The 13,156-nt window shown below is 63.4% G+C and carries 13 protein-coding genes; 8 read left to right on the forward strand and 5 right to left on the reverse strand.

Translation table 11 applies throughout. From position 1 onward, the window contains the following. Positions 1-3: 3 nt before the first annotated feature. The gene (locus CU669_RS16255) at positions 4-384 is read right to left on the reverse strand and encodes a hypothetical protein (RefSeq protein ID WP_112146626.1); all 381 of its coding nucleotides are present in this window, start codon (positions 382-384) and stop codon (positions 4-6) included. A 133-nt stretch (positions 385-517) separates the two neighbouring features. Then, positions 518-1,225 (reverse strand): class I SAM-dependent methyltransferase, encoded by a 708-nt coding sequence (locus tag CU669_RS16260; RefSeq protein WP_112146628.1) that lies wholly within the window; start codon positions 1,223-1,225, stop codon positions 518-520. 348 nt (positions 1,226-1,573) lie between these two features. Between CU669_RS16260 and CU669_RS16265 the strand changes: the two genes are divergently transcribed. Together CU669_RS16265 and CU669_RS16270 are read left to right on the forward strand one after the other, a co-directional pair. After that, positions 1,574-3,913, forward strand: coding sequence for an Orn/Lys/Arg family decarboxylase (locus tag CU669_RS16265; protein ID WP_112146630.1), 2,340 nt, complete (start codon positions 1,574-1,576; stop codon positions 3,911-3,913). A gap of 112 nt (positions 3,914-4,025) precedes the next feature. Next, entirely contained in the window at positions 4,026-4,211 is a 186-nt protein-coding gene (locus tag CU669_RS16270) for a hypothetical protein (RefSeq protein WP_146747759.1), read from the forward strand. On the opposite strand, the gene CU669_RS16275 is transcribed toward CU669_RS16270, so the two are convergent. Further along, positions 4,205-4,402 carry a hypothetical protein gene (locus tag CU669_RS16275; protein ID WP_146747760.1) on the reverse strand — a complete coding sequence of 66 codons (198 nt, stop codon included), beginning with the start codon at positions 4,400-4,402 and terminating at the stop codon, positions 4,205-4,207. The genes CU669_RS16270 and CU669_RS16275 overlap by 7 nt on opposite strands. A gap of 129 nt (positions 4,403-4,531) precedes the next feature. Here CU669_RS16275 and CU669_RS16280 point away from each other — a divergent pair, with 129 nt between their 5' ends. The 3 genes from CU669_RS16280 to CU669_RS16290 all read left to right on the forward strand — a co-directional run bounded on the left by CU669_RS16280 (position 4,532) and on the right by CU669_RS16290 (position 8,702). Further along, the gene (locus CU669_RS16280) at positions 4,532-6,832 is read left to right on the forward strand and encodes a Tex family protein (RefSeq protein WP_112146636.1); all 2,301 of its coding nucleotides are present in this window, start codon (positions 4,532-4,534) and stop codon (positions 6,830-6,832) included. Positions 6,833-6,836: 4 nt separating this feature from the next. After that, positions 6,837-8,138, forward strand: coding sequence for an ABC transporter substrate-binding protein (locus tag CU669_RS16285; protein WP_112146638.1), 1,302 nt, complete (start codon positions 6,837-6,839; stop codon positions 8,136-8,138). Positions 8,139-8,204: 66 nt separating this feature from the next. Continuing rightward, positions 8,205-8,702, forward strand: a complete 498-nt coding sequence (locus CU669_RS16290; protein WP_112146640.1) for a hypothetical protein — start codon at positions 8,205-8,207, stop codon at positions 8,700-8,702. 142 nt (positions 8,703-8,844) lie between these two features. On the opposite strand, the gene CU669_RS16295 is transcribed toward CU669_RS16290, so the two are convergent. Beyond that, complete coding sequence (locus CU669_RS16295) at positions 8,845-9,255, reverse strand: Rrf2 family transcriptional regulator (RefSeq protein ID WP_112146641.1); 411 nt, start codon at positions 9,253-9,255, stop codon at positions 8,845-8,847. Further along, positions 9,255-9,758 (reverse strand): GNAT family N-acetyltransferase, encoded by a 504-nt coding sequence (locus CU669_RS16300; RefSeq protein WP_112146643.1) that lies wholly within the window; start codon positions 9,756-9,758, stop codon positions 9,255-9,257. Before CU669_RS16300 ends, CU669_RS16295 begins: the two co-directional genes overlap by 1 nt. A 203-nt stretch (positions 9,759-9,961) precedes the next feature. Here CU669_RS16300 and CU669_RS16305 point away from each other — a divergent pair, with 203 nt between their 5' ends. The 3 genes from CU669_RS16305 to CU669_RS16315 are packed head-to-tail and all read left to right on the forward strand — an operon-like array spanning position 9,962 to position 13,148. Beyond that, complete coding sequence (locus CU669_RS16305; RefSeq protein ID WP_112146645.1) at positions 9,962-11,827, forward strand: NAD(P)H-dependent oxidoreductase subunit E; 1,866 nt, start codon at positions 9,962-9,964, stop codon at positions 11,825-11,827. Next, the gene (locus CU669_RS16310; RefSeq protein WP_112146646.1) at positions 11,824-12,591 is read left to right on the forward strand and encodes a 2Fe-2S iron-sulfur cluster-binding protein; all 768 of its coding nucleotides are present in this window, start codon (positions 11,824-11,826) and stop codon (positions 12,589-12,591) included. The genes CU669_RS16305 and CU669_RS16310 overlap by 4 nt, the downstream gene beginning before the upstream one ends. After that, the gene (locus CU669_RS16315) at positions 12,591-13,148 is read left to right on the forward strand and encodes an NADH-quinone oxidoreductase subunit B family protein (protein WP_112146648.1); all 558 of its coding nucleotides are present in this window, start codon (positions 12,591-12,593) and stop codon (positions 13,146-13,148) included. Before CU669_RS16310 ends, CU669_RS16315 begins: the two co-directional genes overlap by 1 nt. The last annotated feature ends 8 nt before the right edge of the window (positions 13,149-13,156 follow it).

Consider the following 13,156-nt stretch of genomic DNA (forward strand, 5'->3'; position numbering starts at 1 on the left):
GAATCACTTGGTCAGCGGAGCGTTGGTCAGCCAAATATCGATATCGCTTTCCAGATTGCGGATCCAAAAATTGTAGTGGGGATGAACGCTGCCGTTGTTTTCGTTCATTCCCTTCGATCCGGCGTGGATGATGCTGAAACTCTTGGCATCGAACGCGATCTCCACTTCAGCGGAGAACTTCGGCTGGATTTGGGCCGCGCGTAGCTTTCCGGGGCCGCTACGCTCCATGCGCCAGCCCCGTGACCGCCCGGCGTCGATGATAGCCGTTTCGATCCGGTCCAAAGACAGCGTTTGCGCTTTGGCGGGGACGGGATGAGAACGGACGTCATAGATGGGTTCGTTGGCGCAAGCCATCAGCATGACGGCGAAACCCAGGACGGCCATACGAAATTTCATCTCGACCCTCGGCGGATATGGGAATGGATGCCTCCGATGGATGTACGAGGCTCATGCTTAATATCAAAATACGAGATGTTCTCGTGGAAGACTATATGAAATTGAAGGCCGGTCACGGGCATCAGGACCGCGACGGCTTCATGGCGATGGCGTTGACCAGGGTTTCCTCCCGTTCCGCCGGGACCGGCAGGCCAATCCATTCCAGGAAGCCGATATCGGGCCGACTCCACCACAAATACGGCTGGGAGATCCGCTCCGCGGGCAGGTCGAAGCCGACCTGGCGCATCAAGGCGATATATTCCTCCGCTGTCTTTTGAACCTCCATGGGGTGGCGAAACAGCAGGCGGATGGGCAGCGAGTGGATATAGCGCTTGGTGGATTCGGCGAAGAGCAGGATGCCGCCCGGCTTCAGGACGCGAAAGAACTCGGACATGGCGGGGTCGGGGTCGACCAGGTGGTGAAAGGTCTGGTGGCAAAACACCATGTCGAATTCATCATCGGGAAAATCCATGCGCGACGCACTGCCCGAATGCAGGGTGACGGGGACGGCGCAACGCGCGGCTGCCGCCTGGGCCCGGTTTTGAATGTCGGGCACCGCGTCCATGCCGATGATATGTTTGGGGGCAAAGCGTCGCGCCAGTTCGTCGAAGGAGTGTCCGAAGCCGCACCCGACATCGATCACCTTATGAAACGGTCCGGCCTGAACTGGGATAAGGCGCTGAAGATCATTCATGGCGCGACAAAGCACATGGGTCTTCCATGTATCGGACTTGATGAACCAATCGCCAAAATGCGTTTCTGGAACAAAGTTCTCAGTATTTAGAGTCATGTCAAATTGTGTCGCTTGTTGTTTGCAAATGGAATGCTCTGTTACACCAAGCCGTGGGGCAGGCGTCAATAACTCTTTTTGGTGGTGTCATGCCGTTCGTCGTTTGATGTGACCCAAGGGCGGGCGAGGTGTCGGCGCTCCGGGCGGGGCGATGTCTCTTTGCCTTTGGTCCAAAATACTGTGCGCTTCGGGTTGTTTGCGCTATGACGGACGAATATTTCCTGCCAGAAAGCATTCATGAAATTTCGGCGTCGTCCGATCCTGGGCATGGAACCGGGACGCTGGTCCGTTTAGTCTGCGGCGCAATCGACTCCTGCCTGGCGAGTCGCGATTTCGAGGGAGCGCGTGATGGAGTTTTTTCGGCGGCTGACGTTTCTGGTCTGCGCTCCGGCCTTTGATTCCGGCGACCTGGAAGGTGCTCGCGTCCAGCAGATCATCACCGAGGTCGAACGCCTTGGCTTCGAGGTGGTGCGGGCGCGCCGGATCGAGGACGCCGAGATCGCGGTGCAGACCGATGCCGCCATCGGCTGCGTGCTGGTGGATTGGGCGCGCGACGTGGACGGCAAGGCCACCGCCCTGATCGATCTGATGCGCCGCCGGGGCCTGGAAATGCCCATCGTCATCCTGGTGCGCGGCGAGCGCTTCGAGGACATTCCCGTTGAAGTCCTCGACTATATCGACGGCTATGTCTTCCTGGCCGAGGAAACCCCGGAATTCATCGCCAAGAATCTGATCAGCCGCCTGAAGCAGTTCGGCGACACCCTGAAGACGCCGTTCTTCGGCGCCCTGGTGGACTATGCCGAGGAAGCCAACCAGCTGTGGACCTGTCCCGGCCATAACGGCGGCATCTTCTACAATCGCAGCCCCATCGGCCGGATCTTCGTCGAGCATCTGGGCGAGGCGGTGTTCCGCGACGATCTGGACAATTCCATCCTGGAGCTGGGCGACCTGCTGACCCATGAAGGCCCGGCGCTTCAGGCGCAGAAGGAAGCCGCCAAGATCTTCGGGGCGGAAAAAACCTATTTCGTGCTCAACGGCACCTCGGCCTCCAACAAGATCGTGCTGTCCGCCCTGGTGGCCGAGGATGATCTGGTGCTATTCGACCGCAACAATCACAAGGCGGCCCATCACGGCGCCCTGCTGCTGGGCGGCGGCATTCCGATCTTTCTCGAGACCGATCGCAACGCCCAGGGACTGATCGGCCCCATCCAGGCCCATGCCTTCGAGGAAGAGGCGATCCGCGCCAAGATCCGCGACAATCCCCTGGTCAAGGATCCGGAGGCGTGGACGCGCAAGCGGCCGTTCCGCGTCGCCGTCATCGAGCAGTGCACCTATGACGGCACCATCTACAACGCCGAGATGATCCTGAAGCGCATCGGCCATCTGTGCGACTACATCCTGTTCGACGAGGCCTGGGCCGGATTCCTGAAGTTCCATCCGCTGTTCCGCGGCCGCTACGGCATGGGATTGGAGAATCTGGGCGAGGATTCGCCCGGCATCATCACCACCCAGTCCACCCACAAGCAGATGGCCGGGTTCTCCCAGGCCTCGCAGATCCATGTGCGCGATCGCCATATCAAAGGCCAGAGCCGCCGCATCGAGCACCGTCGCTTCAACGAGACCTTCCTGCTGCACGCCTCGACCTCGCCGTTCTATCCGCTGTTCGCGTCCCTGGACGTGGGCGCCCAGATGATGCGTGGGCGTTCGGGCGAGGTGCTGTGGGACGATACCGTTCGCCTCGGCATCGAGCTGCGCAAGAAGATCCGGGCCATCAAGGCCGAGTTCATGGAGAAGGAAAAGGATCCGGTCCGCCACTGGTTCTTCGACCCCTTCGTTCCCGATCGGGTGACCAACGCCAACGGCGCCGATATCGCCTGGGAGCATGTCCCCACCGACGCCATCGCCACCGATGTCCGCTATTGGGAGCTCTCGCCCGGCGCCGCCTGGCACGGCTTCAAGACGGTGGACCGGCCGGCCTATGCCATGACCGATCCCAACAAGCTGACCCTGCTGACCCCTGGTTTCGACCGCTTGACCGGGGCCTATGCCGATTACGGCATTCCCGCCCCGGTGGTCGCCCAGTTCCTGCGCGAGAACCGCGTGGTTCCGGAAAAGAACGATCTCAACTCGCTGCTGTTCCTGCTGACCCCCGGCATCGAGTCGAGCAAGGCGGGAACCCTGCTGTCCACCCTGGTGGCCTTCAAGCGCCGCCATGACGACAACGCCCTGCTGGACGACACCATTCCCGAATTCGTCGCCAAGCGGCGCCAACGCTATTCCGGCATCCGCGTCCAGGATCTGTGCCGCGACATGCACGCCTTCTTCCGCGAGCGCAATGTCAGCGCCCTGCAGCGCGCCCAGTTCTCACCGGAGCATCGCCCCCATATGGTCATGCGGCCCAACGACGCGGTTCGCATGCTGACCCGCAATCAGGTGGACTATCTGCCCATCGACCAGATCGATGGCCGCATCGCCACCACCTTGTGGGTGGTCTATCCGCCCGGCATCGCCACCATCATTCCCGGTGAGCGCCTGTGCGAGCGGGCCAAGCCCATGCTGGACTATCTGAAGATGTTCGAGCGCAGCGCCAACCTGTTTCCCGGCTTCGAGGCGGAAATCCAGGGGATGTATCGCGAGATCGAGGCCGATGGCCGGATTCGCTTCTACACCTATGTGGCCAGGGAATAGGGGAAGCGGGGCCGATTGTGAATTTTCAGTGACGTGCCCGTTCGGATAGTTCCATTACCGGGGCCCCCCCTCCTATTGTGACCGCTACTGGCGGAGGATGCAGGAGGGGGCCATGGCGCCCGAACCGAACCCGTTGCGTCACCAAGGCGCCCACGAACGGCTGGACCACAGGGATCCTCCCTGGATGTATCTGGTCTTGTTGGCTGTCGTCGTCGGCGGACTGCTGGCCGCCAATCCGTCCAGCATTCCCGACCGTGCCCTGACCGCGTTCACCACCCTGGTGAGCGGCGGTCACTGAGTGTGGGGCCCCTTGCGGGCCAACTTTTCCACTTCGCTCAGGACCAGGAAGGCCATGTCGCGCTGGCGGATATCGGCGGCGTGGCCGGTTTCCATGGCCCGTTCGCGGGCGATATCCACCGCATGGGCACCATAGCAGATCATCATGCGGCGGGCGGCACAGGCTATGTCATTGGAATCAATGGTCAACATATTGACCTCCAGCGCTGTAGCATTCACAGTATGTAGTATCGCAGGTGGAAAATGCAAGAAATTGCCGCTTTCACCCCGCGCCGCCTTGCGGTAAACCGGACGTCGCTTCCCACCAGCAATCGAGAGAGCATGTCCCTGTCCCAGTCCGCCGAGATTTCCAGCCGCATCGCCCGAGAGTTGGGGGTACGCGACGCCCAGGTCGCCAGCACCGTCCAGATGCTGGACGAAGGGGCCACGGTCCCCTTCATCGCCCGCTACCGCAAGGAGGCGACCGGCGGCCTCGACGATACCCAGTTGCGCAATTTGGAGGAGCGGCTGGGCTATCTGCGCGAGATGGAGGCCCGCCGCCTCGCCATCGTCAAATCCATCGAGGAGCAGGGCAAGCTGACCCCGGAACTGGCCGGACTGATCGCGGCCGCCGACACCAAGGCGCGGCTGGAGGATCTGTACCTGCCCTATAAGCAGAAGCGCCGCACCAAGGCCCAGATCGCCCGCGAGGCCGGGTTGGAGCCGCTGGCCGATCTGCTGCTGGGCGACCCCACCCAGGTGCCGGAACAGGCGGCGACCGCCTTCGTCGATGCCGACAAGGGCGTTCCCGACGCCAAAGCCGCCCTGGACGGGGCGCGCCAGATCCTGATGGAGCGTTTCGCGGAAGATGCCGAACTGCTGGGCGGCCTGCGCGCCAAGCTGTGGGACGAGGGGGCTCTGGTCTCTGCCGTCGCCGACGGCAAGGCGGAGGAGGGCGCCAAGTTCTCCGACTATTTCGATTACCGCGAGGCCATCAAGGCGATTCCGTCCCATCGCGCCCTGGCGCTGTTTCGGGGTCGTAACGAAAACGTTCTGACGGTGAAACTGGAAGCGCCGGAAGACTGCGAGCCCCGGGTGGCGCGGCGTTTCGGCATCCATGACGCCAAGCGCCCGGCCGATGCCTGGCTGGCCGAGACGGTGCGCTGGGCATGGCGGATCAAGATTCACCTGCATCTGGAGTTAGAGCTGATGGGCCGCCTGCGCGAGGCGGCGGAGGAAGAGGCCATCCGCGTCTTCGCCCGCAACCTGCGCGCCCTGCTGCTGTCGGCGCCCGCCGGGCAGCGCGCCTGCATCGGCCTCGACCCCGGCATCCGCACCGGCGTCAAGGTGGCGGTGACCGATGCCACCGGCAAGGTGGTGGAGACCGCCACCATCTATCCCCACCAGCCGCGCAACGACTGGCAGGGATCGCTGGCCGCCATCGCCCATCTGGCCCGCAAGCATTCCGCCAGGCTGATCGCCATCGGCAACGGCACCGCATCGCGCGAGACCGACCGGCTGGTGGTTGACGTGATGAAGCGCCATCCCGAATTGGGGCTGGAAAAACTGGTGGTCAGCGAGGCGGGCGCCTCGGTCTATTCCGCCTCGGAAGTGGCGGCGCTGGAATTCCCCGATCTGGATGTGAGCTTGCGGGGCGCGGTGTCCATTGCCCGGCGCTTGCAAGACCCGCTGGCCGAACTGGTCAAGATCGACCCCAAGGCCATCGGTGTCGGCCAGTATCAGCACGACGTGGACCAGACCCGGCTGGGCCGCTCGCTGGACGCCGTGGTGGAGGACTGCGTCAACGCCGTCGGCGTCGAGGTCAATACCGCCTCGGCGGCCCTGCTGGCGCGGGTGGCGGGACTCAGCTCCACCGTCGCCAAGAACGTGGTGGAGTTCCGCGACAAGAACGGTCCCTTCGCCAGCCGCGACGCCTTGAAGCAGGTGGAACGCCTGGGCGCCAAGGCCTTCGAGCAGGCCGCCGGATTTCTGCGCGTGGTGGGCGGCGTCAACCCGCTGGACGCCTCGGCGGTGCATCCCGAGGCCTATCCGGTGGTGGAGCGTATCGTCAAATCCACCGGCAAGCCGGTTACGTCCTTGGTCGGCGACGCGACCTTCATCCGCTCGCTGCATGCGGGCGACTATGTGGACGAGCGCTTCGGCGAGCCCACCGTGCGCGACATCCTGAAGGAATTGGAAAAGCCGGGCCGCGACCCGCGCCCCGAATTCAAGACCGCCACCTTCAAGGACGGCGTCGAGACTCTGGCCGACCTGGAACCCGGCATGGTGCTGGAAGGCGTGGTCACCAACGTCACCAATTTCGGCGCCTTCGTGGATATCGGCGTCCATCAGGACGGGCTGGTGCATATCTCGTTGCTGGCCAACCGCTTCGTCAAGGATCCCCACGAGGTGGTCAAACCGGGTGATCTGGTCAGGGTCAAGGTGCTGGAAGTGGACATCAAGAGGAAGCGCATCGGCCTGTCCATGCGGCTCGACGAGCAGCCTGCCCCGAAACGGGACGAACCGAGACGAGAGCCGGAGCACGGGCGTCCGCGCCCGCAACAAGCCATGCCCAAGGCCGTCGCCGACAACGGCGGCGGCGCCCTGGCCGCCGCCTTCGCCAAGGCCAGGGGAGGCAAGTAGCTCCATGCGCCGTCTCGCCGCCGCCCTGTTGCTGTTGCTCTGTCCGACACTGGTTCACGCCCTGCCGGTCACCACGGCGGCCGGCAATCCCACCATCGTGGTCGGCATCATCGCCACCCTCGGCGGGGCGGGGGCCATGGCGGGACAGGATTCGGTGGACGGATTCACCACGGCGCTACGGCAGATGGGCGGGCGTTTCGCCAATCAGGAAGTGCGCGTCGTGGTGGTCGATGATCGCGGCTCGCCCGACACGGCGATCCAAGTCACCCGTCGGCTGCTGGAACGGGAGAAGGTGGATTTCGTGCTGACGGCGGTGTCACAGCCCTCCCTGGCCGCCATCATCAAACCCTTGCTGGACTCGCGGGTCTTCGTCATCAATCTGGATGCCGGGCCGCCGAGCCTGCTGGGGCCGGACTGCAACCCGTCGCTGTTCCAGATGGGAGTCTCGCCGGACGCCATCAACGAAGCGGCGGGGCTGTTCTTCGCGGCCGAGAAATATCGCAAGCTGGTGGTGGTCGGTCCCGACGCTCCCGCCACCAACGCCGCCGTGGCCGCCATCCGGCGTAATTGGACCGGCGACATCGTCGATGTGTTGCGGGTCAAGGGCGGCGCCCTGACCTTTGCTCCCGAAGTGGCCCGACTGCGCGAACTGGCCCCTGACGCGGTCTATACGGTGCTGACCGGCGGCATGGGCGTCGCCTTCGTGCGTGACTATTCCACCGCCGGGCTGAAGTCCGACATTCCCCTGGTGGGGCCGTGGACGGCATTCGAGCGCCCCATGCTGCCGGGCTTGGCCGATCACGGCTTGGATATTCTGAATATCGCGCCGTGGAGCCCCGATCTCGACACGCCGCTGAACAAGCGCATGGTGACCGATTTCGAACTGGAATACGGCCGTCCCGCCACCTCGTGGGTGGCGCAGGGCTATGACGCCGCCCTTTTGCTGGAATCGACCATGAAGTTCACCTCGGGGCGCACCACCGACCGCGAGGCGGTGCGCCACGGGGTGCGGCGGGCGGAGTTTTCCCCGGTTCAGGGAAGCTTTCGCTTCGACACCAATCACGGCCCGTCCATCAACCTGTATCTGCGCCGGGTGATTCGCGACGCCAAGGGGCGGTTGACCGAGGAACTGCGTACCGTCCTGGTCAAGGACTGGCATGGCCGCGAGGTCGCCCAATGCCCCATGCGCTGGGCAGAGGACTTGACCCAACCGGGAGGCAAGCCGGGCTCGGCGCCCGCCCAGCCCCCCAAGCCGCCCAAGGCGCCCCCCCCCTCCGCCAAGCCCCCGAAAAAGCCGGTGCAATAGGTTTCGTCCCTGGTTCGCGTCTTGCATGGTGATCGCCTCGATCTTTCGTTCTCGGGGAGATAACCCATGTCCATGACCGTCGATTCCAGCCCGCCGGGGGCCAATGCCATCCTTGGCTCGCAGGCCGCGGGGCCGTCCGCCAAGACCGGCGATTTCAGTGCCGCCCTGGCGGCGGAGCAGCGGGCCGAGGCCAGCCTGCGCGATCAGGCCGATACCCTGGACGCCATCAAGGCCAAGGGATTCAGCGCCTGGGTTCGCGACACGCGGATCGAGAAGCTGAAAGCGGAAATCCGCAAGAAGGTCATGGCCGCCATGGGGCTGGATGAGAAATCCTTGGCCGCCCTGAACGACAAAGTGCGCCAGTCCATCGAAAAGCAGATCGAGGAACAGGTCATGCGCGAAATGGAGCAGGCCATGAAGGAGGACAAGGACGGTGGGAAGAAATCGCCCCAGTCGGCCGCCTCCGGTGGGCAAAATTTGCCGGATGGCCCGGTTTGCGGCGCCAAGCGGGTTCCGGTGATCGCGGCCCTGGCGACGCCGGGCGGTGAATCGGTGCTTGGCTAGTTCGTTGCAGGCCAATCAGACGACCTGTCATTCCGACGACCAGCGGGAGGAGGAATCTCATTCTGGACCGGCATTTCAGAACCGGCATCGGCGGATCAGACGGAGATCCCTCGCATCCGCTCGGGATGACAAGCCGGGATGATTACCGGCTGCGCTCGACCAGCTTGATCATGGTGTCAAGCGTCAGCGAGGCAAAGGTCGCCCGCGCCGTGTCCTCGATTTCCATCAGCACCTGGCACAGGGCCTTGCCCTCGGCGGTGTCGTCGCCGTCCTCGCGCTCGCCGTTGCGGATGGGGTCGATGGTCTCGAACAGCTGGATGATGTCGAGCAAGGTGGTGCGCCGCCGGTTGCCCGAGAAGCGATAGCCACCACCGGCGCCGCGCACTGCCTCCACCAGCCCGACCCGGCCCAGCGAGCGCAGAACCTTGGCCAGATGATTGGTGGAGATGCCGTATTTCTCGGCGATTTCATTGGCCGACAATTGGCGGTCGGGACCGGCGGCCAGTTCAAGCACGGCGAACAGGGCGCAGCGGGTAGCCTTCTGGAGTTTCATCAGAGATCCTTCTCCAGTTCGATGAACGGCCCGGCCATCATGCCCTGGCTGCGGAAAAAGCTCATGATCAGGGTGTGGTCGCGGGCCAGCATGGTGCGAACCTTGTTGGCCCCGGCCTTGCGGAACCGGTCGTTCAGCGCCTCGAACAGCGTGTTGCCGACACCGGCCTGACGTATTTCGTTGCGCACGCCGATGGCGAATACCCAACCGCAGGGCGGCGATCCGAATTCCCAGGCGCGAATTTCTCCGATGATAAACCCCAGTACCGTATCGCCATCGCAGGCGACCAAGAAAAATCGGTACCGTTTTACGGATTTAGGTTGAACGTCATCGTCGATATCAGCGGCGCGATTGTTGTATCGCTCGAAGAGATCTTGCCAATACTCGTCTTTGAACAGACCAGTGTTTTCGGCGTCGATGTCAATCACTTGCGGAATGTCCGCCGCTTTGGCGAGGCGGACCACGCACTTCTTTTCAGATTGTTTGGTCTGAGAATTTGCCATGCCGAGCGTCTCTCCACCTGATTTAGCAGTTTTAGTGCAGGAATGCCTTGAAGACAATGACGATTGTTCAAACCGTCGTTGGCGCATGGCTGGTCGGAGCCGGTCGCGGCTATGGCATGAAAAGGAGCGTTGCGTCGTTTAATCTGGGGTGTACCATTGATCGCGATCACACAGGCGAACTTTGACCATGTGGGGGATTTGCGATGGGGAACGTGACTTCCAACGGCATCGGCCCCGATGACAGCGGCGCGGTCCAAGCCGTTCTCTCCCGGCACAAACACGATGCCTCCCGATTGATGCAGATTCTGCGGGAAGTACAGGAGGGGCTGACATGGCTGTCGCCCGCCGTGCTCACCGCCATCGCCAACGGGTTGAAACTTCCCCGTGCACGGGTCGAGGGTGTCGCGGGCTTCTACCACTTCTTCCACACCGAGTCGCTGGGCCGCTATCGCGTGCTGTGGAGCGACAACATCACCGACCGCATGGCGGGCAATGCCGACCTGATGGCCCGCATGTGCAAGAAGCTGTGGCTGAAGCCGGGCGATGTCTCCGAGGATGGGCTGGTCAGCGTCGGCACCACGTCTTGCACCGGCATGTGCGACCAGGGGCCTGCCCTGCTAGTCAACTATCGCCCCATCACCCGCATGACCGCCGACCGGGTCGACAAGATCGTCGATCTGATCCGCAAGAAAGTACCGTTGGAGGAATGGCCGTCCGAGTACTTCCTGGTGGAGGACAATATCCGCCGCAAGGATGCCCTGCTGGACAACGGCCTTGCCCCCGGCGACGCATTGCGCGCCCTGAAAAGCCCGCAGGAGATGGTCGATACCATCAAGGCATCCGGCCTGCGCGGGCGTGGCGGCGCCGGTTTCTCCACCGGCCAGAAATGGGAGTTCTGTCGCGCCGCCGTGGGGACTGGCGCCAATGCGGCCCATTACGTGGTGTGCAACGCCGACGAGGGCGAGCCCGGCACCTTCAAGGACCGGGTGCTGCTGAACTCCTACGCCGATCTGGTGTTCGAGGGCATGACCGTCGCGGGCTATGTCATCGGCGCCAAGAAGGGCCTGGTCTATCTGCGCGGTGAATACCGCTTCCTGCTGGACAAGCTCAATGCCGTTCTGGAGGCGCGCCGCGCCGCCAAGCTGTTGGGCCAAAGCATCCTGGGCCAGACGGGATTCGACTTCGACATCGAAATCCACTTGGGTGCCGGAGCCTATGTCTGCGGCGAGGAGACCGCGCTTCTGGAAAGCCTGGAGGGCAAGCGCGGCGTGCCGCGCAAGCGGCCGCCCTTCCCGGTGAGCAGCGGCTATCTCGGCCAGCCGACGGCGGTCAACAATGTGGAAACCCTGGCCTCGGCGGCACTGATCGCCGCCAAGGGCGCCGCCTGGTACAAGGCCATCGGCACCGCCAAGTCGTCGGGCACAAAGATCCTGTCCATCTCGGGCGATTGCCAGCGCCCCGGCATCTACGAATATCCCTATGGCGTGACGGTGGCCCAGGTGCTGGCCGATTGCGGCGCCAGGGATACTCAGGCCTGTCAGATCGCGGGCGCTTCGGGGCTATGCGTGGCGCCGGGCGAATTCGGCCGCAAGATCGCCTTCGAGGATATTCCCACCGGCGGCTCGTTCATGGTCTTCGATAATTCGCGCGACATGTTCCAAGTGGCGCGCAACTTCGTCCATTTCTTCGTGGATGAAAGCTGCGGCTTCTGCACGCCGTGTCGGGTCGGCACCACGCTTTTGAAGAACGTCATGGACAAGATCAGCGACGGCCATGGCGGCGAATACGACATCAACGACGCCTGGCGCATCATCCGCACCCTGAAGACCGCCAGCCATTGCGGTCTGGGCCAGACGGCGGGAAACTGCGTCGCCGACACCTTGCAGAAATTCCGGCCAAGCTACGAATTGCGGCTGAATGTCCGCGATTTCGAACCGGCTTTCGATCTCGACTCGGCGCTGTCCAAGATGCGCGAGGTCACCGGACGCGACGATCCGGGCGCGCATTTCCATATCGCGCACCGCAAATCGAAATCGGGCGTCGGGGCCAAGGGGGGAGACGCGTCATGAGCAATGAATCCTTCTTTCTCGACGAAGAGGAAATTCCCTTCGCCGAGGGCCAGACCATCATCCAGGCGGCGCTGAGTGCCGGGAAATACATCCCCCACCTCTGCTACCACCCGGAATTCAAGCCGCACGGGTCGTGCAAGCTGTGCACGGTGCGCATCGACTCGCGCACCATCACCACCGAGGACGGCCAGACGGTGAAGATTCCCGGCCGCGCCGCCGCCTCCTGCACCACCCCGGCCCAGGCGGGCCAGCATGTGGAAAGCGAGACGGACGAACTCAGGGATCTGCGCCGCACCCTGGTGCAGATGCTGCTGGTGGAAGGCAATCACTACTGCCCATCTTGCGAGAAGAGCGGCAAATGCATGTTGCAGGGCCTCGCCTATGACCTTGGCGTCATGGACCCGCACTTCCCTCAGTATTTCTCCAAGCGCGAGGTGGATGCCAGCCACGCCGACATCCTGCTGGATTTCAACCGCTGCATCCTGTGCGAGCTGTGCGTGCGCGCCTCCGCTGAAATGGACAAGAAGAACGTTTTCTCCCTGTCGGGCAGGGGCAACACCAAGCACCTGATCTGCAACAGTGAAAGCGGCATGCTGGGCGACACCAATCTGGCCGCCACCGACAAGGCCGCCAATGTCTGTCCGGTGGGCGTCATCTTGCACAAGCGGCACGGCTTCGAGGTGCCCTACGGCCAGCGCCGCTTCGACAAGGCCCCCATCAGCGATAACGCGGTTCAATACGCGCCGGTCAAGGAGCAGGTGTGATGAACGCTTCCGCCCCCCCTCCCAAGCGCAAGCTGCTGGTCGCCACCACCTCGCTGGCGGGCTGCTTCGGCTGCCATATGTCGTTCCTCGACATCGACGAACGCATCCTCGATCTGGTGGAGCTGGTCGACTTCGACCGCTCGCCCATCACCGACATCAAGCATTGCAGCCCCAATTGCGACCTCGGCATCATCGAGGGCGGCGTCTGCAACGCCGAGAACGTCCACGTGCTGCACGAGTTCCGCAAGAACTGCAAGATCCTCATCGCCATGGGGGCCTGCGCCATCAACGGCGGCCTGCCCGCCCAGCGCAACTCGCTCGATATCCGCGATATCCTGGCCGCCGTCTACGCCCAGCCGGGGCGCGGCGTCCACATCCCCAACGATCCGGAAATCCCGTTGCTGCTCAACGAGGTGCATCCGCTGCACGAGGTGGTCAAGATCGACTACTTCCTGCCCGGCTGCCCGCCCAGCGGCGACGCCATCTGGAAATTCCTCACCGACCTGCTGGCCGGCCGCACGCCCACCCTGGGCCACGGCCTGATCCACTACGACTGAACGCAAGG

It is taken from the genome of Paramagnetospirillum kuznetsovii (genome assembly GCF_003284725.1).
GTDB lineage: Bacteria > Pseudomonadota > Alphaproteobacteria > Rhodospirillales > Magnetospirillaceae > Phaeospirillum > Phaeospirillum kuznetsovii.